The 22301-nt window shown below is 65.8% G+C and carries 21 protein-coding genes; 11 read left to right on the forward strand and 10 right to left on the reverse strand.

Features of this window, described 5'->3' with window-relative positions:
* Nucleotides 1-9: 9 nt before the first annotated feature.
* From PS060_RS15510 to PS060_RS15530, 5 genes are all read right to left on the reverse strand, one after another.
* A complete protein-coding gene (locus tag PS060_RS15510) occupies nt 10-1935 on the reverse strand; it encodes a hypothetical protein (RefSeq protein WP_273984413.1) in 1926 nt (641 codons plus the stop codon).
* Nucleotides 1936-2242: 307 nt separating this feature from the next.
* A complete protein-coding gene (locus PS060_RS15515) occupies nt 2243-3208 on the reverse strand; it encodes an oxidoreductase (protein ID WP_273984414.1) in 966 nt (321 codons plus the stop codon).
* 91 nt (nt 3209-3299) lie between these two features.
* Nucleotides 3300-4220 (reverse strand): SDR family NAD(P)-dependent oxidoreductase, encoded by a 921-nt coding sequence (locus tag PS060_RS15520; protein ID WP_273984415.1) that lies wholly within the window; start codon nt 4218-4220, stop codon nt 3300-3302.
* Between the two features lie 13 nt (nt 4221-4233).
* Nucleotides 4234-5244: an NAD-dependent epimerase/dehydratase family protein gene (locus tag PS060_RS15525; RefSeq protein WP_273984416.1), complete on the reverse strand. Its 1011-nt coding sequence runs from the start codon at nt 5242-5244 to the stop codon at nt 4234-4236.
* Between the two features lie 7 nt (nt 5245-5251).
* Nucleotides 5252-6457, reverse strand: coding sequence for an acetyl-CoA C-acyltransferase (locus PS060_RS15530; protein WP_273984417.1), 1206 nt, complete (start codon nt 6455-6457; stop codon nt 5252-5254).
* A 106-nt stretch (nt 6458-6563) separates the two neighbouring features.
* Between PS060_RS15530 and PS060_RS15535 the strand changes: the two genes are divergently transcribed.
* The 5 genes from PS060_RS15535 (at nt 6564) to PS060_RS15555 (ending at nt 12511) form a co-directional block, all read left to right on the forward strand.
* Nucleotides 6564-7220, forward strand: a complete 657-nt coding sequence (locus tag PS060_RS15535; protein ID WP_273984418.1) for a TetR/AcrR family transcriptional regulator — start codon at nt 6564-6566, stop codon at nt 7218-7220.
* 67 nt (nt 7221-7287) lie between these two features.
* Nucleotides 7288-8898 carry a class I adenylate-forming enzyme family protein gene (locus PS060_RS15540; protein ID WP_273984419.1) on the forward strand — a complete coding sequence of 537 codons (1611 nt, stop codon included), beginning with the start codon at nt 7288-7290 and terminating at the stop codon, nt 8896-8898.
* Nucleotides 8895-9680 (forward strand): enoyl-CoA hydratase/isomerase family protein, encoded by a 786-nt coding sequence (locus PS060_RS15545; protein ID WP_273984420.1) that lies wholly within the window; start codon nt 8895-8897, stop codon nt 9678-9680. The genes PS060_RS15540 and PS060_RS15545 overlap by 4 nt, the downstream gene beginning before the upstream one ends.
* A gap of 160 nt (nt 9681-9840) precedes the next feature.
* Complete coding sequence (locus PS060_RS15550) at nt 9841-11958, forward strand: TonB-dependent receptor (RefSeq protein WP_273984421.1); 2118 nt, start codon at nt 9841-9843, stop codon at nt 11956-11958.
* Between the two features lie 97 nt (nt 11959-12055).
* The gene (locus PS060_RS15555; protein ID WP_273984422.1) at nt 12056-12511 is read left to right on the forward strand and encodes a MaoC family dehydratase; all 456 of its coding nucleotides are present in this window, start codon (nt 12056-12058) and stop codon (nt 12509-12511) included.
* A gap of 6 nt (nt 12512-12517) precedes the next feature.
* On the opposite strand, the gene PS060_RS15560 is transcribed toward PS060_RS15555, so the two are convergent.
* From PS060_RS15560 to PS060_RS15580, 5 genes are all read right to left on the reverse strand, one after another.
* Entirely contained in the window at nt 12518-13399 is an 882-nt protein-coding gene (locus PS060_RS15560; protein WP_273984423.1) for an alpha/beta fold hydrolase, read from the reverse strand.
* Complete coding sequence (locus tag PS060_RS15565; protein WP_273984424.1) at nt 13396-14427, reverse strand: zinc-binding dehydrogenase; 1032 nt, start codon at nt 14425-14427, stop codon at nt 13396-13398. Before PS060_RS15565 ends, PS060_RS15560 begins: the two co-directional genes overlap by 4 nt.
* A 1-nt stretch (nt 14428) precedes the next feature.
* Entirely contained in the window at nt 14429-14974 is a 546-nt protein-coding gene (locus tag PS060_RS15570; protein WP_273984425.1) for a 2,4'-dihydroxyacetophenone dioxygenase family protein, read from the reverse strand.
* Between the two features lie 16 nt (nt 14975-14990).
* Nucleotides 14991-15815: a metal-dependent hydrolase gene (locus tag PS060_RS15575; protein ID WP_273984426.1), complete on the reverse strand. Its 825-nt coding sequence runs from the start codon at nt 15813-15815 to the stop codon at nt 14991-14993.
* Between the two features lie 122 nt (nt 15816-15937).
* Complete coding sequence (locus PS060_RS15580; RefSeq protein WP_273984427.1) at nt 15938-16621, reverse strand: TetR/AcrR family transcriptional regulator; 684 nt, start codon at nt 16619-16621, stop codon at nt 15938-15940.
* Nucleotides 16622-16740: 119 nt separating this feature from the next.
* Between PS060_RS15580 and PS060_RS15585 the strand changes: the two genes are divergently transcribed.
* Genes PS060_RS15585 through PS060_RS15610 form a run of 6 tightly spaced genes read left to right on the forward strand, consistent with a single transcriptional unit; the run spans nt 16741 to nt 22289 of the window.
* Nucleotides 16741-17913, forward strand: a complete 1173-nt coding sequence (locus PS060_RS15585; RefSeq protein ID WP_273984428.1) for an amine dehydrogenase large subunit — start codon at nt 16741-16743, stop codon at nt 17911-17913.
* 1 nt (nt 17914) lies between these two features.
* On the forward strand, nt 17915-18421 hold the full coding sequence (locus tag PS060_RS15590) for a MauE/DoxX family redox-associated membrane protein (RefSeq protein ID WP_273984429.1): 507 nt from the start codon (nt 17915-17917) through the stop codon (nt 18419-18421).
* Entirely contained in the window at nt 18418-19014 is a 597-nt protein-coding gene (locus PS060_RS15595; RefSeq protein ID WP_273984430.1) for a thioredoxin-like domain-containing protein, read from the forward strand. Before PS060_RS15590 ends, PS060_RS15595 begins: the two co-directional genes overlap by 4 nt.
* Entirely contained in the window at nt 19014-19571 is a 558-nt protein-coding gene (locus tag PS060_RS15600) for a methylamine dehydrogenase light chain (protein WP_273984431.1), read from the forward strand. The genes PS060_RS15595 and PS060_RS15600 overlap by 1 nt, the downstream gene beginning before the upstream one ends.
* Nucleotides 19572-19603: 32 nt before the next feature.
* On the forward strand, nt 19604-20035 hold the full coding sequence (locus PS060_RS15605) for a c-type cytochrome (protein ID WP_273984432.1): 432 nt from the start codon (nt 19604-19606) through the stop codon (nt 20033-20035).
* 22 nt (nt 20036-20057) lie between these two features.
* Nucleotides 20058-22289, forward strand: coding sequence for a TonB-dependent receptor (locus PS060_RS15610; protein WP_273984433.1), 2232 nt, complete (start codon nt 20058-20060; stop codon nt 22287-22289).
* The last annotated feature ends 12 nt before the right edge of the window (nt 22290-22301 follow it).

Below are 22301 nucleotides of genomic sequence, written 5' to 3' on the forward strand. Positions count from 1 at the left end.
AGCCCGGCCTCAGCCGGTGCCTTCCAGGTAGGCGACCAAGGGCGCACGCACCGTCTGGTGCTCGACACCCTTGGACAGGCGCAGCACGGCCGCGTCGATGTCCGGCCCTCCCATGTCGATCAGGGTCGCGATCGCGGCATTGGCGATGACCTTGGATCGCATCCCGTCATCACCCGTGGTGGTGTAGGTCGCCGCCGCCAGCGCGGTCAGTTCCAGAGCCGTGATCGCCCGCGCGCGGTCCGGGAGCAACGCCGCCAGCCACACCGCTCCGCGCAGAAAGTCCTCGTTCTCGACGCTCAGCCGCATCCATGTGGAAAGCGTGTGATACGTGCCGCGACCATCCTCGCTGCGGTAAGAGGGATTGAGCAGCCCGAGAACGCCGGTCGTCGCACTGCGGTTTTTGTAGACATGATCGTCCAGCCGCACGAGGCGCGGGTGAAAGTCCGGGGCAAGCGTGTGCCCGGGGCCACTCGCAACGCAAATCGCGACAGCGCGGCCCAGCTTGCGAAGCTCGTCTGCATGACGCTCCGGCCAATCGGGATGCGCCTTCTCGAGCCGGGCCATGGCCGCGACAAACCTTTCGCCATTGACGAGCCGGGTATAGGCCTCGCGCCCCAGTGCCGGGCTATGGAACAGCGCCATCCAGTCGTGCAACCGCGCCTCGACCGTAGTGAGGCCAAGTGGCGCACAAAGCGCCAATGCCTGCCTTTGCCATGCCTTGGTGCTTCGGGGCGCGCGGCGCTGGGTGATGAGATGTTCTGCGAGCGCCGTCCAATCCGAATTCTCGAGATCGGCCAGCACCTCAAGCCCGGGGATCTGATCGCTGTTCCAAATGAACCGCGAATGGGCAGCGGCCAGCGCGATGACGTCCGGCAGGCGGCGATAGGCGTCTGGATTGCTCCAGCCATTGCGCTTGCCATTGTCGTTCTTGAGGGCGGCAACGGGTCTGTCCCCGGCCTTCCAGTCCGCAAGACGCGGCGCAACGTCGCCGCAAGCCGGCCACTCAGCCTCGAAAGCACCCGCCGATCGTGCCCAGGCTGGCGCTGTTCCGCCCTTGGTGGCGCGGCGGATTTCGTCGAGGGCGGCCGCGACCTCAGCGAGGAGATTGGCCCAGAACGCGGCATTGGCATGCGGCGCCGGCTGTATCGCGTGCGGATTGTCTGCCCCCTCACACCGGCTCATCAGGAATTCGGTCGCACTGGCTTCAACTCCCGCCAGCTTCTCGATCCGCTCGGCCCGCGCCAGCATCTTCTTGGTTTCGGCCTTGCGATAGGATGATCCACTGCGGATCGCGGCCGCCATGGCCGCAAGTGCTTCGCAATCGGCGCTGGACATGTAGGCACCCTGCTGGATCGCCGACCGGATCAGCTTCATCAGCTGGCCGACTTGCTCATCGAGATAGCCCGCGCTGCGATAGGAAGGATTTTCCAGCAGATGCTGCAGCAGCGGACCGAGGTGTTCCTTGCGCACTGCGACGTCATGCTTCCACATTGTCCAGAAGGCGTTGGAAGCGACCTCGCATTCGCGGGTGTTGTCATGGACTCCGCCATAAACACCCGGCCGACCTGCAAGATCAGCGAGCAGTTCACCGCGCTCCTCGGGCGACAGGCTCTGCATGGTGTGGGAGGAAATGTAGCGTTCATATCCATAGCCGTTGGCGGGCTGGCCCCTGGTGGCCTCGAGAAAGCGCGCGAAGGGCGAAGCATCGTCAGAAGCGCTGCCATCACCTCGCTCGCGGTTGCCGAAGATGCGGCGCGGTTCAGAGGCGATCTTGGGCGAGGCCGCCTCGGCGGTCCCCTTGCGGCCAAAGCCGCCGCCCTGCTTGAACCTGTTCCAGCCCGACCCGAAGAAATTCATGCCAATCAACCCTCTAACGGCCAGAGCGGCCCTGGAGGGTGTAACGCGGTGATATTGAGAAGCGGTGAATTCCGGCACCCTAGATGAAACGCCCGCCAATGCAGGCACGATCCTTGGTCGACCGGGCGCTGCAAGCGCGGCTATCGCGCAGGGCTATGCCGCGTTTTGGATGTCACTCTGGCGGAGCCTCGCAAGTGAAGCTGGCAGGTGCAGCCGTCGATCCGAAACCGCGATAGACGGCGCGCTGAGGCCAGGGACACAGTGGCCGCTGCGCACCATGCCTTGCAAGGCGGGTGTCCATCGCCTTGAACCTGCGCAAACCCCGGCATGAGCGGTTATGCCTTGCCTAAACCCCGTAACAGCGCGCTACGCCGCCGCCAGCGCGTCATGGCTGGAACGATAGGCCGGTCATAGCTTCGGACTTGCCCCACAAGCCTTCGGCCAGCGCCGCATCGCGGATATGGGGCCAGACCCCGCTCGCGCGCGGAGGCGGGTCGCCGACCGGGGCGCCGATGTTGCAATCCTCGCAGTAAACCCCGCCCATGCCATCAAGGAGGGGTGACGTCGCGCACCACACCGCCGTCGCCGCGCCTTCGGCCGGAGTCTTGAACATCGGGTTCAAGGTGCCCGCCTCGTCATACCAGCCCATCGCCTTCTGCTCGTCGAGCGTCAGATGGCGCTGGAGCGGCGTGGCAATGCCGCCCGGATGCACGGCGAAGGCACGCACCTTGTGCGCCTCGCCCAAGGTGTCGAGATGCAGCGCGAACAGCGCGTTGGCCGACTTGGCCTGCCCATAGGCGAGCCACTTGTCATAGGGGCGATGTTCGAAATGCAGATCATCGAGCGCCAATCCATTGAGGCGGTGGCCGATCGACGAGACCGAGACGACCCGCGCTCCCCCTGCTGCCTTAAGCAGCGGCCAGAGCCGGGCAGTGAACTGGAAATGCCCGAGGTGGTTGACCGCGAACTGGCTCTCGAACCCGCGCGCGTCGCGGGTCAGCGGGCAGGCCATGATCGCGGCGTTGTTGATCAGGATATGCAGGCCATCGGCGCGCGCCGCCACCTGTGTAGCGCAGGCATCGATCGAAGCGGGGTCGGACAGATCCAACTCGAGGATCTCGACCATCCCTGCCACATCGGCGAGGTCTTCACCCGCCTTGTCGGGCCGCCGCGCCGCCACCAGCACGCGCGCGCCGGCTGCGGCAAGCGCACGAACGATCTCGGTGCCAAGCCCGGAATAGCCGCCGGTCACGCAGGCCGTCTTGCCCGCAAGATCGATCCCTGCAACCACATCTAGCGAGGTCGAACGGTATCCGAACGGCGATGCGATCGGTTCCTGCAATGTGGTCATCGGCCCTCTCCCCTTTGTTCCCGAACCCCGGAACATGGCCGGGGAACGGGCCAAGGTTCGCACGGCTCGCGACCGGCGTAAAGCCGCGCCCTCAGCCGAGGCTCACGCCCATCGCGGCGGCGGCCTTGGTGATGAACTTGGTCACCTGCTGCCCACCCTGTTCGTAAGCCTCGGCCCCGGTCAAGTCGCTGATCGCGGCGAACTGCGCGGCGACATTTTCGGGCGTGCAGTCCTCGGGCGAGAGGTGAACCCCGCCGGTCTCCATGATCACCGTGCGCGCAAAGCCGCCTGCCGTCGCATCGAGGATCACGCGCGAGGGCGCATCCTCGCTGACGAGGTAGAGCAGGCCGGGGGTGACCGCCTCGGGCTCCATCATCGCAACAATGGCAGGCGGCAGCAGATCGCGGGTCATCTGCGTTGCCGCACCCGGTGCCAGCGTGTTGACCCGGATGTTGTTCTTCGCGCCCTCGATGTGGAGCACGTTCATCAGGCCCACCACCGCCATCTTGGCCGCGCCGTAATTCGATTGGCCGAAATTGCCGTAAAGCCCGGAGGAGGAACTGGTCATGCAGATCCGCCCGTAATTGGCCGCCTTCATGTGCGGCCAGCAGGCCATGGTGCAGATTGCCGAGCCGGTGAGGTGGACGCGGATCACCGCCTCCCAGTCGGCGAGGCTCATCTTGGCAAAGCTGGTGTCGCGCAGGATTCCGGCATTGTTGACGAGGATATCGGCGCTCCCCCAGTCGCGCACCGCCTTGCCCACCATGTCGGCGACCTGTTCGGGATTGGCGACGTCCGCGCCGTGGGCCATCGCGGTGCCGCCCGCGGCGCGGATCAGGGCGACGGTCTCCTCCGCCCCGGCGCTGGTGCCGCCATCGGGGCCGGAGCCGCCGCCATAGTCATTGACGACCACCTTGGCCCCGCGCGCAGCCAGCCCCAGCGCATGGCTGCGCCCGAGGCCTGCACCTGCGCCCGTGACGATCGCCACGCGGTTGTCGAATCTGATGGTCATTGCTGGTCTCCGGTCAAAGGTCTGAGGGTGTGAGGGATGTCCGCTCGGCCCATTCGCGGGCGATGGCAGCCATCGCTTCGGGGTAAGTCACGCGCGGCGTCCAGCCGAGTTCGCGGCGGATCGCGCCTGCATCGATGCGGTTGGAAAAGCCTACGAGGTTCAGCCCCTCCATCGATGGCAAGGCCGGATCGCGTGGCTCGACAAGGCGCGACGGGTCTTCGTTCGCCGCCACCACCGCGAGCGCGGCATCGAGCGGGATCACCGGGGGCGCAGGCTTGCCCACCACGGCGGCCATATCGTCCATGAACCTTCGCCAGGTTATGCCGCTTTCGTCACAGACATTGTAAGTGCGGCCGATGGCGTGGGGCCGGGTGCCAGCGAGAAACAGCGCGTCAGCGAGGTTTTCGACGTGCACCAGCCCGGCGTCATTCGTCTCAGCCGCACCGAACACCGCGCCGCCGCTGGCCGCGATGGCTTCAAGCAGCCGGTCACCCCATGCGCTCGCTCCGCCAAGGCCATAGACATTGGCCGGGCGGATCAGGGTGAGCGGCATTCCGGTGCGCTGCGAAACCTCGCGCGCGACGATCTCCTGCCCCTGCTTGGCGCGGCCATAGGCACCCGCCCACGGGCCGTGGCCGTGCTCTTCGCGGCACATCTGCGTCTGGATCAGCGTGCCATAAACAGCGATCGAAGAGGCGACGACAGCGCGCCCGCCCTGCCCCGCGATCGCCTCGCAGACGTTGCGCGTGCCTTCTGCGATCACGTCCCACTGCCATTGGTAACGGCCCGCGACCCCGACCGGCGCGGCGAGGTGGATCACCAGATCGCACCCCCGCGCCGCTTCCTCCACCGCCGCACGGTCGGCAAGGTCGCCATAGGCCATGCGCACCCGATTGCCCCATGCGGGAAGCGCCGCCTCGCCGGGCAGCGAGAAGCTGGTCACCTCCCACTCCGCGCCGAGGAACCGCGCCACGACGCGCCTGCCGATGAAGCCCGGCCCTCCGGTGACAAGCACGCGCGCCATGCTGGCCTCAGGCGATTTCGAGCAGGCCCGCCGCGCCCATCCCCGCGCCCACGCACATCGTCACCACGGCATAGCGCGCCCCGCGCCGCTTGCCCTCGATCAGCGCGTGCCCGACACAGCGCGCGCCGGTCATGCCATAGGGATGGCCGACGCTGATCGAACCGCCGTTGACGTTGTAGAGCGCCGGATCGATCCCGAGCGTGTCGCGGCAATAGAGCGCCTGACTGGCGAAGGCCTCGTTCAGCTCCCACAGCCCGATATCGCTGACCTTGAGGCCATGGCGTTCGAGCAGGCGCGGCACCGCATAGATCGGGCCAATGCCCATCTCATCCGGCTCGCAGCCGGCGGTGGCAAAGCCGCGGAAGAAGCCGAGCGGTTCGATGTTTCGCCGCGCGGCTTCGGCGCCCGACATCATCACCACCGTGCTGGCGCCGTCCGATTGCTGGCTGGCATTGCCGGCGGTGACGGTCTTGCCCTCGGCCATGGTCATGCCGTTCCTGAGCACCGGCTTGAGGCCCGCCAGCGACTCGAGCGTCGTTTCGGGCCGGTTGCATTCGTCGCGGGCAACGGTGACTTCGACATCGGTGGTCTCGCCCGTCGCCTTGTCGAGCGACTTCCAGGTGGTGGTGAGCGGCACGATCTCGTCATCGAACTTGCCCGCGGCCTGCGCCGCGGCGGTGCGCTGCTGGCTTTCGAGCGCATATTGATCCTGCGCGTCGCGCGTGACGCCATAGCGTTCGGCAACGATCTCGGCGGTCTCGATCATGCTCATCCACAGCGCGGGATGGCTGGCGAAGAGGCCGGGTTCGACCGCGCCGTGCATGTTCATATGGCCCGAAAGCTGCACCATCGAGATCGATTCAACCCCGCCCGCCGCGATCACCGGCACGCCTTCGGCGAGGATGCGGTTGGCGGCAAAGGCGATCGCCTGAAGCCCCGAGGAGCAATAGCGGTTGACTGTCACCCCGCTGGTCGCAACCGGGCAGCCCGCCTTGATCGCGGCGTTCCTCGGAATGTTGAAGCCCGTCGCCCCCTCGGGCATCCCAACTCCCAGGATCACGTCCTCGACCTCCGCCGGATCGACCCCTGCGCGCGTCATGGCATGGCTTAGCGCATGGCCCGCCAGCACGATCGGATGGGTGGCGTTGAAGCTCCCCCGCACCGACTTGGCGAGCGCGGTGCGGGCGGTGGAAACGATGGCGATGTCGGTCATGCAGCTCTCCCTTTGGCGGCCCTGCTATACAAATGTTCAGCATAACGCAAGCTGTGGCCGGATTCTGTTCAGCGTGCTAGAGCCTCGACATTTGGAAGGGACACCCATGGCGAAGAGCGCGACCAGGAAGGCGAAACCCGCCGAACAGGCCAACGGCAAGCTGCGGCTCATCAAGGTTGCGATGCGGATGTTCGCCGACAAGGGCTATGACGGGATCACCGTGCGCGACATCTCGGCCGCGGCGGATGTTTCGGTTGGCCTCATCAACCACCACTTCGGCTCGAAGGAAGGCCTGCGCGAAGCGGTCGATCGCTACTTCATCGAGCAGTTCGAGGAAGTGCTGTTCGAACAGCGCCCGGTGCCCGCCAACGCGGACGAGGGCATCGCCCAATCGGTTGAATTCACGGAGAATTGGATCAATCGCCACATCGACGATTGGGATCTCACCAAGGCCTATATGCGCCGCGCGCTGCTGGAAGGATCGGACTGGGGCGCGGGGCTGTTCGACCGCTTCTACAACGTTGCGCGCACGGCGGTGGACCGTTCGGACGCCGACGGCAATATCCGCCCGGATGTCGACCGGCTGTGGTTGCCCTTGCTGGTGATGTATCTCGAACTCGGCACGCTGCTGCTGGAGCCCTATGTCGAGCGGGTGCTGGGCAAATCGGGCTTCGACCGCGAGCTGTGGCGGCGACGGCACAAGGCCTATATCGACCTGATCTACCGCGGCGTGCGGCCCGACAACCCGCCATCCCCAAACTAAACATTTGCTCAGTCGCTTCGCTTTCGCTTATGATGCCCGCCGAGGGGTTCCAAGCGAAGGACGGGCCATGCAGCCAATCGAGCACATCTGGGCAGCCAACCAGACCAAATACGCGCGCCAGCTGGCCTGCACGCGCATCCACGATCTGCTGGCGAGCCATGCCGATGCGATCCCCGGCGCGACAGCCGCCGTCGATGGCGAGCTGCGGCTGACCTATGCCGACCTCGCCGCGCAGGTCGATGCCATTGCGCGCGGCCTCATCGCCGCCGGGATCCGCCCCGGCGACCGGGTGGCGACCATGGTGCCGCCGAGCCTCGAATTCTGGCTGACCTATCTCGCCAGCGTTTCGGTGGGTGCCGTGTGGATGGGCCTCAACCCGCGCTACCAGCTGCCCGAATATGCCTATCTGCTGGCCGATGCGACCCCGCGGCTGGTGTTCACGGTGAGCGAATATGAAGGCCGCCCCTATGGCGCCGAATTGCAGGAGGTTGGCGCCGCCGTCGAACGCTTCGTCAGCTTCGGCGCGCCCACCGGCCGGGCCGAGAGCTTCGCGGCCTTCCTTGCAGGCGGCCAAAGCGTGTCCGACGCCGATCTTGCCGCACGCCGCGCCGCGGTCGATCCCGAGGACATTGCGGTGATCGTCTACACCTCGGGCACCACCGGCAAGCCCAAGGGTGCGATGCTCTCGCACCGGGCGATCATGGCGGCGGCCTTGTGCAACCTGTGCTGGATGGACGATGGGCTTGAAAGCACCATCAGCGTCGCCCCGATCAACCATGTGGGGGCGCTCAACAATGTCTGCATGAATGTCTTCGCCTATGGCGGGAAGATCGTGTTTCACCACCGGGTCGATCTTGCCGCGATCGCCGAAATCACCGCGCGCGAGGAACTGACCTACCTCGTCGCCAGCCCCACCAGCTTCGCGATGCTGGCTGCCCAGCCCGATGCGGGGGCGGTGCGATTGGGTTCCTATCGCCTGATCGTGTTCGGCGGCGGCGCGACCGCCGAGGCGTTGCTGAAACCCGTCCACGCCACCGGCGTCAGGATGTACAACGTCTATGGCCAGACCGAGACCTGCGGGATTGTCACCGCGACGGATGATGGCGCTTCCCCGAAGATCATGGCCGAAACCTTCGGCCGCGCTTTGCCGGGCGCGACGATCAGGATCGGCGATGCGCAAGGCACCCCCCTGCCTCCCGGAACGCCCGGCGAAATTCAGGTCTCCGGCCCCTATTGCATGAGCGGCTATTTCAACCGCCCCGAAGCCACGGCCGAGGCTTTCACCGCCGACGGTTACCTGCGCACCGGCGACATCGGGGTCGAGCAGCCCGACGGCAATATTTCCTTTGTCGGGCGGCTGAAGGAGATGTTCAAATCGGGCGGCTACAACATCTATCCGGTCGAGATCGAGCTGGCCTTGAACGAGCATCCCGCCGTGACGCTCGCGGCCGTGCTGCCGGTGCCCCATCCTGTGTTTCAGGAGGTCGGTCACGCCTTCATCGAGACCGGGGATGCGGCGCTCGATGCCCCGGCGCTCCGGGACTTCCTCAAGCCGCGCCTCGCCAATTACAAGATTCCCAAGAGCTTCAGTTTCGAGCCCGAACTGCCCAAGCTCCCCAACAGCAAGATCGACAAGCAGGCGCTCAAGCGCCGTCTCGCAGAAAAGGCCGATGCATGAGCCACGAACATATCCGGGTTGAGCGCGATGGGGCCGTCGCCACGGTGGTGCTGAACCGCGCGGACAGGCGCAATGCGCTGACCCCGTCGATGCTGCTCGCCCTGCGCGGCATTGCCGAAGGCTTTCGCGATGAGCCCGCCATCCGCGCCGTCGTGATCCGCGGCGAAGGCGCGCATTTCAGCGTGGGTGCGGATATCAGCCAGATGGGCGGCGAGACCCCGCCGACCGTGCATCTGCGCCGCACGGCTGAGGCAGGTGCCCTGCTGATGCGGGCGCTGCGCGAAATCCACCAGCCGACCATCTGCGCTATCCAGGGCATCGCGACCGGCGGCGCGACCTGCATCGCGACCGCCTGCGACTTCCGCCTTGGCACCCCGGAAACCCGGATCGGCTATGGCGAGGTGAAGCTCGGGATCAATCTGATGTGGCACGCGCTGCCGCTGGCGATCCAGACCGTCGGCCTTTCGCGCGCCAAGACGATGGTGATGACGGGCGAGCTGTTCGATGCGCAGACCTTGCTCGATTGGGGCTTCTTCGACCGGCTTGTGCCCGAGGCCGACCTTGCGGCCGAAGCGGCGGCGCTGGCGCAGAAATACGCCGCCCTGCCGCCGATCGCGGTGCAGATGATCAAGCGCAGCGCCAATGCCTATGCCGGCGCGCTCGATGCAGCGGTAATGCACGCCGATGCCGACCAATGGCTGCTCGCCACCCGCACCGCCGACTTCCGCGAGGGCGTGACCTCCTTCTTCGAAAAGCGCCCGCCCGATTTCACCGGCGAATGACAGAACATTTGTTCAGTTTGATCTTGCCAAGGACTGAACACTTGTTTAGCGATACGGCATTGCGGAGGATCGGTCGCACGAACCGGCGCCGCGCATATCGAGGGGAGGATCGCCGATGGCTCGCTTGAACAATTCACGTCCGTTGCAATGCAGCATCGGCATGACCGCGCTCGCCGTTGCGCTGAGTGCGGCGCCTGCCGCAGCGCAGGACACTACCGCCGAAGAGGAAGCTCAACCCGGCGAAATCATCGTCACTGCCCAGAAGCGCGAACAGTCGCTGCTTGAAGTGCCGCTGGCGATCCAGGCGATCTCGGGCGAGACGCTGGAGGAACAGGGCACCAAGGAACTCAACGACCTGATCGAATCCATTCCCGGCGCATCGAGTGTCTCGCGCACCGCGCCGGGCTTCGAGACGATCCAGATCCGCGGCATTGCCAGCGGCACCACCGGCGATGCGACGGTCGGCTATTATGTCGACGACGTGCCCTTCAGCGTCCCCAACCTCCAGCTTGCCCCGCCCGCGCGCCTGTTCGATCTTCAGCGGGTCGAAGTGCTGCGCGGCCCGCAGGGCACGCTCTACGGTCAGGGGGCGATGGGCGGGACGATCCGCATGATCACCGCCGCGCCCGATTATGACGACGTGCTCGGTCGCGCACAGATCGAAGGATCGATCACGGCGGGAGGCGAGCCCAGCTATGCGGTCGATGGCGTGGTCAATGTGCCCCTGACCGAAGGCAAGATCGCGCTCAGGATCAGCGGCGGTTACGAATCCGTCGGCGGCTTTGCCGATCTGGCGCGTGCCAACGGAACGGGCGGGTTCAATGTCATCCGCAAGGACGTCAACGATCAGGAATCGTGGAACATCCGCGGCAAGCTCGGCATCCGGGTGAGCGATACGGTCGAGGTCGAACTGGGCGCCTGGCGGGTCGAGAACACGCTCGATTTCCGCAACGCGATGGACGATGTCGATCCGCCGCGCTTCAATGACACCACCGGCCCGGACAATCGGCCCAATTACATCAAGACCAACCTCACCCTGCTGTCGGGCGTGGTCAATGCCGATCTGGGCGCAGCGAAGCTGACCAGCTCGACCTCCTACATCGATTCTGTGCTCGATTTCGACGCCTCGTTCCTGGCCGGCGGCATCCTGCGCAACGATTCCCGTTTCGACACCACCGCCTTCACGCAGGAAATCCGGCTCGCCTCGAACGGGGACAGCCCCTTCGGCTGGCTCGTCGGCGGCTATTACAGCAACGGCCAGATCGAGAGCGACATCTGTCTCGGCCTGATCGTGCCCTGCGCTGCGCCCTTCCCGCCGTTCAACATCAATTCGGCCGGCAAGATCGACACCGAGGCCTTCGCCATCTTCGGCGAGTTGTCCTATGCCCTGTTCGACGAGCGGCTGGTAGCGACCGTGGGTGGTCGCTACTTCGAGGACAAGCGCTCGACCTCGGGCTTCGACCGTTACACCAACGCCGCCGCGCCCGCCGACGGGACGACCTTCGACACCTTCAATCCGCGCTTCAACCTGTCGTTCAAGGCGAGCGATGATGTGCTGATCTATGGCAATATCGCCAAGGGCTTCCGCAGCGGATCGTTCCAGACCCCCGCCCAGGCCGCCTCGGCGAGCGCTGCGCTGGGCGTGACGGTGCCGACCGATATCCAGCCCGACACCGTGTGGAGCTACGAAGTCGGCAGCAAGGGCCGTATTGCCGATGGCCTCATCACCTTCGACATCGCGCTCTACCATATCGACTGGAGCGACATCCAGCTTCAGACCACGATCCTCGGCGTCGCCACCCTTTCCAACGGCGGAGACGCGCGCAGCCGCGGGATCGACCTTGGCCTGACCCTTGAACCGGTGCGCGGGTTCCAGTTGCAGGCGGTGGGCAACTTCAACGACAGCGAGTTCACCAAGGTGCTGCCCGCAATCGTCGCCTTCAATCCCGGCGCTGCGCCCGGATCGCCGATCCCCGGCGTGCCGGACAGCAGCCTCAACCTCAGCGCCAGCTACCGCTGGGACATCGCATCGTGGGACGCCAAGGCGAGCCTTTCAGCGGGCTATGTCTATCGCGCCGAGCAGATCGATTCGAGCGGCCTTGCCTCCGATCAGCTTGACGAGCTGAACCTGCGCGCCGGGCTGGAAAAGGGCGGCTGGAAGCTGTTCCTGTTTGCCGAGAACCTCACCAACAACCGCGTGGCGCTGGTCAACGGCCCGCTCGGCGTGCAGCCGAACTTCCCGCGCCGGGTCGGCGCGCGCTTCGCGATCGACTTCTAATCGGTTCGCCTTCCCATGAACCGAACTCGGGCAGCGTCGGACCAGCAGTCTGGCGCTGCCTTTTTGCCTGCCTGTCACGCATATCGAGGAGTCCCCCATGCAATTGATTGACCCTGAAGCCGCCGCCGCGCTGGTCGGCACCGATCTGGGCGCTTCGGAATGGAAGTTGGTCGACCAGTCGCGGATCGACGCCTTTGCCGAAGTGACGGAAGATCACCAGTTCATCCACGTCGATCCGGTCGCGGCGGCCGCTACGCCTTTCGGCGGCACGATCGCGCACGGCTTTCTCACCCTGTCGCTGCTCGCATCGATGCAGCCCGAAGGCGCAATCGTGCTCCAGGGGATCAAGATGGGCGTCAATTACGGCTTCGAGAAGGTGCGCTTCCTCCAGCCCGTCCCCTCGGGCAGCCGCATCCGCGCGCGCCATCTGTTGAAGGCGTTCGAGGACAAGGGCGGCGGGCGTTACTTGCTCACGACCGAGGTGACGGTCGAGATCGAGGGGCAGGACAAGCCCGCCCTGATCGCCGACTGGCTGGGGATGCAGGTCTGCTGAGGCCCACTAGGCCGGGTGACGCGCGAACCAGTCGAGCAGCGCGGCGTTGACTGCGTCCGGCGCTTCGGCGTGGCAGAAGTGCCCTGCGCCGGGGATCGCGCGGGTTTCGAGCCCGCCGGGAAAGTCGCTCTCGCGCATCGCGCCCATGAACACGTCCTGCGCGATGCACTGGTCGTCCGCCCCGCATAGCCCAAGTGTCGGCACTGTGATCGGCTTGGTGAACAGCGCGGCGGTTTCCAGCGCGGCGGGCGAGACGGTATCGAACGCCTGCCGGTAGTATGCGAGCGCCGCCTGCGCCACGCCGGGTTCGCGGAAGGTCGCCTTCATCGCGCCGAGCAGCGCCGCCGGAATGTCCCATCCCGGCGACCATGCGCACCACAGGGCTTCAAGATAGGCGCAATCATCGGCGAGGATCTGCGCTTCGAACCCCCGAGTCTGGAAGGCAAGGATATAGGCCGATCGCGCCTGCTGTTCGGCGTTGGCGGCAAAGGCCTCGCCGAAACGGACGGGATGGGGCACTGCCATGGTCACCAGCGAAGCAAAGCGCTCGGGCGCAAGGCTGGCGGCGGCATAGGCGATATTGGCGCCCCAGTCATGGCCGACCAGATGCACTGGTGCTTCCGAAAGCGCAGCGGCAATGGCCACCACATCCTCGGCCATGCGCACCGCGTGGTAATCGCCGTCCTCAGGCTGGGACGATGGCTCGTAGCCCCGCATCCTTACCGCCACCGCGAGATAGCCTGCTTCGGCCAGCGCGCCGAGCTGGTGCGCGAAGGTCGCAGGCGTATCGGGAAAGCCATGGAGCAAGAGCACGACCGGCCCGGTGCCGTGCGCCTGCACGGAAAAGGCGAGACCCGCATGGGCGAGCGTGATCGTCTCTCCGTTCACAGCCGCGCGTCGCTCCAGGGGTCGATCATGATCTTGGCGTGACGCTCCGGGTCTTCGAGCGCGGTGAAGGCCTCGCCGATCCCTTCCAGACCGACCGTGCCGGTCACCAGCGGCTGCCAGTCGATCTTGCCCTCGGCCACCGCCGCCAGCGCTTCGGCAAATTCGGCCGGGGTGTAGTAGAGCACGAATTGCAGGTTCAGCTCCTTGGCGATGGCGACCATCGGGTTGAAGCTGTCCTCGCCCTGCGGGATGCCGGCGACCACGATCTGCGAGCCCGCGGGCGCGGTGTTGATCGTCTGCGAGAGGACACCGCGCACCCCGGTGCAGTCGAATATGATCGCGCCCGCTGCCGCCCCGAGCGCCTCGAACACCGGGCGCTCGGCCGGATGCACGACCTCGCTCGCGCCCATCTGCCGGGCAAGGTCGCGCCGCTTGGGCGAGAAGTCGGACGCGACGATATTGGTCACGCCGCGCATTTTCAGCACCGCGATGATCGCAAGGCCGATGGGGCCGCAGCCAAGCACGGCACAAGGCGCATCGCCCTCGCCCAGCACCGACTTGGCGACTGCGTGGACGGCGATCCCCAGCGGCTCGACCAGCGCGGCTGCCGCATCGGGAACGCCATCGGGGATCTTGAGCAGCAGCGCCTCGGTGCCGAGGAAATATTCGGCATAGGCACCGTCAACCTCGACATTCGCGCCAATCGGCACGGGTGCGCCATCGCGGATCAGGAAGGGCACCGAGACCACCCGGTCACCCACCGCGAGCGTGCCTTGCGTCTCCGGCCCGAAGGCGATCACCTCGCCGACATATTCGTGGCCCAGCACCATGCCCTTGTCGAGATCCTGCCCCGGCGCGCCCAACGCGCGGGCAGTCGCGTCGATCTCGCGCGCGTGCTTGAACTGGTGGAGGTCGGAACCGCAGATCCCGCAAAGCCGGGTGCGCAGCAAGACCTCGCCCGGGCCGGGGACGGGCATCGGCCGGTCTTCGATGGTGAAGGCCCGGTCCCGCATGACAGCCGCACGCATCTCAGGCTCCCGTGACAATCAGCTTGGCAGTATCGAGGCCCAGCGCCTCGCAATAGCCGGTGTAAAGCTCCAGCGCGGCGCGCGCATCGACGATCGAGGTGATCTTGTGATCCGCATCGACATTGATGTTCGCACCATAGATCGCGAACCAGGCGATGGTGTCGCCCTCCTGATCCTCGGGCGTGCAGAGGGTGTGGAGCGATCCGGCAGGCTCGAACAGGTAGGATCCGGGCGAATTCACCGCCTCGGGCGTTTCGGCATAGAACCAGCGCCCCTGCAGCGTCACCGCGAAGACGAGGCCGGTGTGGTAGTGGGTCGGCACGCGGTAGCCCGGCGGGATGCGCGATTTCGAGACCCACAGGTTCTGGTTGAGATCGACGTGGAGCAGCTGGAGCGCGCTGCCGTCACCCGCCTCCATCCACGGCAGTTCATCGGCGCCAACGTGCATGGTCTGCTGGTCGGAGTGCGTCGGCACGATCGGCCGCGCCATCACGCGCGCGACGAATTCCTGCAAGGCGGCAGGGATGGGAAGCGGGGTCTGTTCCATGGAGTTTCCTGTCGTCTCAGGCGGTGGTCAGTGCGGTTTGCGAATAATGCGCGCGTGCGATCTGGAATTGTTCGGGCAGGTCGACCTTGGCCGGATTGTACCAGGGCATATAGGTCGCCAGCACACGCGGGATCCCGCGCTTCAGGTAATGGCTGTTGAAGGCCTTGCGCCGTGCATTGATCTCGGGCGTGTCATAGGCCGCAAACAGCTCGCCCTGCGGCGCCACCAGCACATCGCGGAAGCGCTTCACCCAGCCCAGGTAGTGCTTCTGCGACCACAGGCTCTGCTTCATGCGGTAGAACCAGCTGCCGACAATGTGTTCATAGACATCGAAGGCGACCGTGCGGTGTTCGAGCTCTTCCATCACGTGCCACTTGGCCAGATCGGCCAGCGGGCTGTCGGTGCGGTCATAGAGCCCCACCTCGAACTGCGCGCGCGACATGGCGCTGGTCATGCTCTCGAAGCCTTCGGCATAGGCGAGCTTGAACTTGAGCGGCTTGTCGCGGGTAAAGGCCTTCAATTCGGCATCGAGTTCCTTTTCCAGCGGAAGCAGCGCCTGATAGGAAGGGTGCAGCGCGCGGATCAGTTCATTGGCGCGGGCGTGCTGCTTGAAATGCTCGCCCTCCTGCGCGCAGAAACGCTTGAGATCCTCCTTGAGCTGCGGATCGCGGATCAGCGGCAGTGCATCGCGCATGGTGCGGATCAGGAACGGCTCCAGATAGGGCAGCATCATCCACGCGCCGAGAAACATGAATGACATTTCGGGATCGTCCTTGACGAAGACCAGATCCATGTCGGGCTGGAAGGCAAACTCCATCCGCCGAATTGTCATTTCTTCCATCAGGGCTCTCCGGTGCGCGATTCTTTGAGCCTAGACTAAACATCTGTTCAGCGCTTGACAACCGGCTTCGCGGACAAGGGCGCGGCACAGGAAAGCGCAGCAGTCCCGCTTGCGCCCTTCCCTCATTCGGGCACCGCCGGCTGGTAGATCTGCACGATCCGCAGGAACGACTGGATCGCTATTCTTTCCAGCTCGTCCATCCGACCCTCGAAGGGCTTTTCGTAGCCTGCAAAAACCGTCAGCCCCTCCATCGAGGCCGAGATGAACAGCGCCAGATCATCATGGCACTGCGGCGTGAGATCGGGACGCAATTCGCGGATGATCTCCAGCAGCGACCGGCGCGCGCGGGTGTAGAGTTCCTGCACGCGTTCCAGCACGAAGGGATCGTGGTTTCCCAGCGCCCACAGCTCGGGAAAGACATGGGTCGTCTTCTTGGTGCGAATATCCTCGAGGATCAGCCCGCACACTTCGGCAAGGCGCTCCTCGGGGGTTTCATCGGTGAATTGCAGGATCGCGTCGAACTCGACTTCGTAAGCGCGGATCAGGGCATCGAGCAGGGCGCGGATCAGCTCTTCGCGCGTTGCGAAATGATAGGTGAGATTGCCGATCTTGAGACCGCAGACCGCAGCTATCCTGCGCATCGACAGCGCGCCGTATCCTTCTTCCACCAGCAGGTGCAGCGCCGACGAGAGAATCTGCTCGCGCGTCTCGTGGCCTTTGGAATAGCCCCCTTCGCGCGGAGGAAAGGCAAGGTCTGCAACCGATATGCTCTTGAATCTGCGGGATTCGAGATTCGAAAATGGCATGAAAACTCCCGACATTGAAAAATGGACGATTGACCAATTTAGGTCACTTGACAAGGTTTTCCGTTCAATGAGAGCATTCCCCTGCCCGGTTCCATGTCCAGCCGGGCAAAGGGGGATCCATGATGCGCTGCGCTTGGCTTGGTGTTGCGGTTCTGGTCACAGGCCTGACGGGCACGGCCAAGGCTGCGCCGGGGGAGCCGCCGCTGCCCATTGAAGAGCTGTCGCAGGTCGAAACCCTGCCCGCCGACTACCCCAAAAGCTGGGTGCTGGTGCACGACTTCCACTTCAACTCCATTGTCGATGGACGGATCGCGATTGTCGATACCGCCAACCCGCAAGTGCCGCTCAAGGGCATGGTGCGCGCGGCGCAGTTCGCCAATATGCTCTATGCGCCCGAAGCGCGCGAAATCTACACCTCCGAGACGTTCTATTCGCGCCTGACCCGCGGCGAGCGGACCGATGCCATCACGGTCTGGGACACCGCGACGCTCCAGCCCAAGGGCGAGATCGTGCTGCCCGGCGGCAAGCGCCAGCAATCGGTGACCTATACCGGCACCTTCCAGTTCACCAACGATCACAAGTGGGCACTGGTTGCCAACTTCACGCCCGCGCAGTCGGTGACGGTCGTCGACCTGGCGGGTCGCAAGCTGCTCGGCGAGATCGACCTGCCCGGCTGCACCCACATCTATCCCACCGGCAAGCGCGGCTTTTCCAGCCTGTGCGCCGATGGATCGATGATCTCGCTGGTGCTGGCCGAAGACGGCACGGTCGCTTCCTCCAAGGTGATCGAGAACGCGCATGATATCGACACCCAGCCCTTGTTCGGAATGCCGGCGATGGTCGGCAAGACGGCGTGGTTCGTGAGCTATACCGGCCAATTGCGCGGCTACGACCTGTCGGGCGACACCGCCCGCCCCCTGCCCGCGCCGGCCCATGTCGGCAAAGCTGACGGCGGCGCGCCGGAATGGCGCCCCGGCGGCTGGCAGGTGATCGCCAGCGATGCGGCCGGGCTGCTCTATGTGCTGATGAGCCCCAACGGGCGCGAGGGCAGCCACAAGGATGGCGGCACCGAAGTCTGGGTGGTCGATCCGGTGGCGGACAAGCGCCTGCGCCGCATCGACCTTGGCGGCCTTGCCTCCTCGATCACGGTCACCCGCGAAGCGAGCCCGGCGTTGATCGTCGCGCGGCCCGATGGTCAGATCGACGTCTTCTCCGCTGCCGACGGCAGCCTGATCCGCAAGCTGGGCGCGACGGCGGCGTTCAACCCCACCGTGCTGACGGTGGTGCCGTAGGATGGCCGCCCTCTCCCTGTTCCTCGCGCTGGTGCTGCTCAGCGCGGCGGCGCACAAGGCGATTGCCCGCGACCGGCTTGCTTTGGTGGTGGCCCGCTTGCTCAGTCTCACCGCTCCGATCGCGGCGCTTGTCCTGGTGATTGCGACGGTGCTGGAAGCGCTCGCCGCGTTCGCCATTCTCCTGCCTGCGACCGCTGCTGGAGGCCTCCTGGGGGCCGCGCTGATCTGGACGCTCTACGCCCTCGCGCTGCTGCGTCGCCGGGGCGCGGTGCTCGATTGCGGCTGCGATTTCGCCGCGCGCGAAAAGCCGGTGGGGATCGTCACAATCGTGCGACCGGCCATCCTTGCCGCGCTGGCAGCGCTTGCCGCGCTCGCGCCGCGTGCCGTCTGGAGCATCGAAACCCCCTTTGCCGCCGCCGCGCTCGTAGCCTTGTGGTTCGCCGCATCCGAACTCGCCGCGCTTCCGGCCACCGCCCGTAACCACCGCCACAGGAGAGCCAGCCAATGATCCTCACATCGCAAATCCTGCTCTGGGTGGCGGTCATCGTGCTCGCGGTGCTGGTCGCGGCGCTGGCGCGGCAAGTCGGCATCCTGCACGAGCGGATCGCGCCCGCGGGCGCCCTGACCCTGCACCAGAGCGTGAATGTCGGCGACGCGCCCACGCCGGTCGAACTGAGGACGGCGCAAGGCGGCAGCATCACCATCGGCGGCACACGCGCCGCGCGCAGCCAGCTCGTCTTCTTCGCCGCGCCCGATTGCCCGATGTGCAAGTCGCTCCTGCCGGTGCTGCGCGCTTCGGCGCGGGCCGAGGGCGACTGGCTCGATGTCGTCATCGCGGGCGACGGCGAGGAGGCATCCTACCGCCGGATGCTGGCGCAACACGACATCGCCCACCTGCCGCTGGTGCTGTCCGAGGCCTTGGGGCGCAGTTTCGGCGTCGCCAAGCTGCCCTATGCGGTGCTGCTCGACGAGAGCGGCCGGGTCGCCTCGCTCGGCCTCGTCAACAGCCGCGAGCATCTGGAAAGCCTGTTCGAAGCCAAGGAGCGCGGGGTTGCCTCGTTGCAGGATTTCCTCGCCCGCCGTGAAGGGAGCACACGCTGATGGCCGGGTTCGACAAGTTTGCCGAAAATCTCTCGCGCCGCCTCGCGCGCGGCACCTCGCGGCGCTCTTCGCTGGCGTGGCTGGGGATGCTGGCTACGGGTGCTGCGGCGATCCCCGCGTTGCCGGTCGCGCGTGCGGCGACACCGCAACATGGCGGCGGCGCGAGCGGGCGCCAGCCGGTGACCTCGGGCTCGGCGCAGGACCCGGGCGATCGCACCTCCTGCGATTACTGGCGCTACTGCGCGATCGACGGTTTCCTGTGCTCGTGCTGCGGGGGCACGGTGAACACCTGCCCGCCCGGCACCGAGGTCAGCCCGATCACCTGGATCGGCACCTGCACCAACCCGGCCGACGGGCGCGCCTATGTCATCAGCTACAATGACTGCTGCGGCGCGTCTTCCTGCGGCCAATGCCTGTGCAACCGCAACGAGGGCGACCGCCCGCAGGTCAGGCCGCAAGCGAACAACGACTACAACTGGTGCCTCGGGACCGAGAGCAGCATCTACAATTGCTCGCTCGCCGTGATCGTCGGCGTGGCGACCGAGGATGCCGGGTGACGGGTGCGGGGCGCCCTTTGCTGCTGACCGCAATGATGGCGCTCGCCGCCAGCGCCGCTGCGCAAGGGTCGCCTTCCGCCATGACGGGCGTTGCCAACCCCGAACAGGCGCACATCGACTACATCCTCAAGTGTCAGGGCTGCCACCAGCCCGAGGGCGGCGGCGACATCGCCCACACTCCGCCATTGCAGGGCGAGGTCGCGCGGTTCCTGCACGTGCCCGGCGGGCGCGAATTCCTGGCGCGGGTGCCTGGCGTTGCCTCGGTCGATCTCAGCGACGCGCGCCTTGCGCAACTGCTCAACTGGACGCTCCAGCGCTTCGACCGGAGCAATATGCCCGCCGACTTCGAGCCCTATTCGGCGGCCGAAATTTCACAGCTTCGTCGCCAACCGCTCCGGCTCGAGCGTGAAGCGACCAGGGCCAGTCTTCTCGCAGCGATGGGGGAACGCACGCGGGATCATTGATCGCAATTCAGGGGGTGTTGCTATGCGTAAGCCAGTTTTGACGGCCTTTTCGGTTCCCAGCCTTGCCCTTGTGGCGTGCCTTGCGGCCACACCGGCGGCAGCGCAGGACTCCGAGGCAGAAGCCGAAGCCGAACAGTCGGGCGAGATCATCGTCACCGCCAACAAGCGTTCGGAAAACCTGCAGGATGTGCCGATCTCGGTCTCGGCCGTCGGCGGGGACGCGCTGGAGAAGGGGCGCACGACCCAGATTGACGAGCTGGTCACCAAGGTGCCCAACCTCCAACTGACCTCGACCGTGGGCGAGAACACGCCGATCTTTGCGCTGCGCGGGGTGTCGCTGAACGATTTCAGCCTCAACCAGTCGGGCCCGGTCGCGACCTATTATGACGAGGTCTACAAGGGCAATTTCGCGCTGCTGGGGATCGCGCTGTTCGATCTGGAGCGGGTCGAGGTGCTGCGCGGGCCGCAAGGCACGCTCTACGGCAAGAACACCACCGGGGGCGCGGTCAACCTCATCAGCCGCGCGCCCAAGCTGGGCGAGACCGAAGGCTATCTCAACCTCGGCTACGGCAATTACAACCGCATCGATGTGAACGGCGCGATCAACACCCCGCTGGGCGAGAATGCCGCGCTGCGCGTCGCGGGCACCTTCGCGCGGGCCGACGGGTGGTTCAAGAACGTGCTGCCGGGCGAGCCGGACCTTGCGAGCGTCAGCGAATATGGCCTGCGCGCCGCGCTCTATTTCGAGCCGTCCGAGACAGTCGACATCACCCTGCGCGGCTCGACCAGCTACCAGAACCCGCGCAACTACGGCATTTTCGCCCAGCCCGAGGCGGTCAATCGCGCCGGGCTTTCCGAACGCGAGATCGCCGCCAACGAAACCTCGCGCCGCCGCGCGCGCACCTACTCGCTGGCGCTGACGGCGAACATCGACCTCAGCGACACCCTCGCCCTCACCAGCATCACATCGTGGGACAAGGGCAGTCTCAACTTCATCGAGGACACGGATGGTCAGGGCATCGCCCTGCTCGAAATCCCCTATTCCGCCCGCGCCAACCAGATCGCGCAGGACCTGCGCCTCACCAGCGATTTCGACGGGCCGTTCAACTTCATCCTCGGCGCCTATTACAACCGCGAGAAGGTGTTCAACGCCTCGACCTTCAAGATCGCGCAGGATGTCGCCTCGGGCGGGGATGTCGACGGCAACGGGGTAGTCAACGACGCCGACTGCGCCGCGACGACGGCTGGCGAGGCCTGCCAGTTCGGCAACAGTTTCGACCAGATCAAGAAGAGCTTCGCGATCTATACCGACATGAGTTTCGAGCTGAGTGAGGTGGTTGCCCTCAAAGGCGGCCTGCGCTTCACCCGCGACACCGGGCGCCAGCCGAACTTCATCGCGCAGCAGATCGGGCCGTCGGGCGCGGTGCTGGGCGTGACCATCCCGACCCCGGCGACCCCGCTCAGCTACGGGATCAGCAATTTGTCGGGCAAGATCGGGCTCGATTTCCAGGTGACGCCCGACAACCTCATCTACGCCACCTACAGCCGCGGCTTCCGCGCGCCGAGCTTCAATGCGCAGGCCTTCTTCGACCCATCCGAGCTGAACGTGGCCGAAGCGGAAGAAGTCGATTCCTTCGAACTGGGCGCGAAGAACCAGTTCGCCGACCGCGCGGTGACGCTCAATCTGGCGGCGTTCTACTACAAGTACCGCAACCAGCAGTTCATCAACGTCGATCCGGCCACGGCGGCGCAGACCCTGCTCAACATCCCGCGCTCGCGCATCTGGGGCGGCGAGGCGGAGCTGACCGCGCGGCCTTCGGACGGAGTGACGCTGAGGGGGAGCATCGGCGTGCTCGACGCGCAGATCGAGCGCGGCACGGTCAGCGGCGCGAATGTGGCGGGCAACGACCTCACCAACGCCCCTGCCCTGACCGCCTCGGCGGGGATCGATGCGACCTTCTACGAAGGCGATGCAGGCACCTTCAGCGGCACGCTCGACCTCGCCTACACCGCCAGCCAGTTCTTCGACGTGGTCAACACCCCGCGGCTCGAACAGGACGGCTATGCGCTGCTGTCGGGCTTCATCCGCTGGGAGAGCGCCGATGGGCGGTTCAACGCTTCGATCTGGGGGAAGAACCTCACCAACGAGTTCTACTTCACCTCGCGGGTCGACCTGCTGGCCGGGTTCGGGTTCGATTACAACCACGTGGCCGCGCCGCGCACCTATGGGGTGACGGTGGGCACGACGTTCTGAGAAAAAATACGG

Origin of the sequence: Erythrobacter sp. BLCC-B19, assembly GCF_028621955.1 — a bacterium.
Taxonomy (GTDB): domain Bacteria; phylum Pseudomonadota; class Alphaproteobacteria; order Sphingomonadales; family Sphingomonadaceae; genus Erythrobacter.

Bases quoted from the DNA above. Each gene is read 5' to 3' on its own strand.
- PS060_RS15530 (WP_273984417.1), bottom strand. From the start codon at position 6,457: ATGACCGACATCGCCATCGTTTCCACCGCCCGCACCGCGCTCGCCAAG.
- PS060_RS15520 (WP_273984415.1), bottom strand. From the start codon at position 4,220: ATGACCATCAGATTCGACAACCGCGTGGCGATCGTCACGGGCGCAGGT.
- PS060_RS15535 (WP_273984418.1), top strand. From the start codon at position 6,564: ATGGCGAAGAGCGCGACCAGGAAGGCGAAACCCGCCGAACAGGCCAAC.
- PS060_RS15610 (WP_273984433.1), top strand. From the start codon at position 20,058: ATGCGTAAGCCAGTTTTGACGGCCTTTTCGGTTCCCAGCCTTGCCCTT.
- PS060_RS15545 (WP_273984420.1), top strand. From the start codon at position 8,895: ATGAGCCACGAACATATCCGGGTTGAGCGCGATGGGGCCGTCGCCACG.
- PS060_RS15570 (WP_273984425.1), bottom strand. From the start codon at position 14,974: ATGGAACAGACCCCGCTTCCCATCCCTGCCGCCTTGCAGGAATTCGTC.
- PS060_RS15600 (WP_273984431.1), top strand. From the start codon at position 19,014: ATGGCCGGGTTCGACAAGTTTGCCGAAAATCTCTCGCGCCGCCTCGCG.
- PS060_RS15565 (WP_273984424.1), bottom strand. From the start codon at position 14,427: ATGCGTGCGGCTGTCATGCGGGACCGGGCCTTCACCATCGAAGACCGG.
- PS060_RS15525 (WP_273984416.1), bottom strand. From the start codon at position 5,244: ATGGCGCGCGTGCTTGTCACCGGAGGGCCGGGCTTCATCGGCAGGCGC.
- PS060_RS15515 (WP_273984414.1), bottom strand. From the start codon at position 3,208: ATGACCACATTGCAGGAACCGATCGCATCGCCGTTCGGATACCGTTCG.
- PS060_RS15580 (WP_273984427.1), bottom strand. From the start codon at position 16,621: ATGCCATTTTCGAATCTCGAATCCCGCAGATTCAAGAGCATATCGGTT.
- PS060_RS15540 (WP_273984419.1), top strand. From the start codon at position 7,288: ATGCAGCCAATCGAGCACATCTGGGCAGCCAACCAGACCAAATACGCG.
- PS060_RS15550 (WP_273984421.1), top strand. From the start codon at position 9,841: ATGACCGCGCTCGCCGTTGCGCTGAGTGCGGCGCCTGCCGCAGCGCAG.
- PS060_RS15595 (WP_273984430.1), top strand. From the start codon at position 18,418: ATGATCCTCACATCGCAAATCCTGCTCTGGGTGGCGGTCATCGTGCTC.
- PS060_RS15555 (WP_273984422.1), top strand. From the start codon at position 12,056: ATGCAATTGATTGACCCTGAAGCCGCCGCCGCGCTGGTCGGCACCGAT.
- PS060_RS15575 (WP_273984426.1), bottom strand. From the start codon at position 15,815: ATGGAAGAAATGACAATTCGGCGGATGGAGTTTGCCTTCCAGCCCGAC.
- PS060_RS15605 (WP_273984432.1), top strand. From the start codon at position 19,604: ATGATGGCGCTCGCCGCCAGCGCCGCTGCGCAAGGGTCGCCTTCCGCC.
- PS060_RS15590 (WP_273984429.1), top strand. From the start codon at position 17,915: ATGGCCGCCCTCTCCCTGTTCCTCGCGCTGGTGCTGCTCAGCGCGGCG.
- PS060_RS15585 (WP_273984428.1), top strand. From the start codon at position 16,741: ATGATGCGCTGCGCTTGGCTTGGTGTTGCGGTTCTGGTCACAGGCCTG.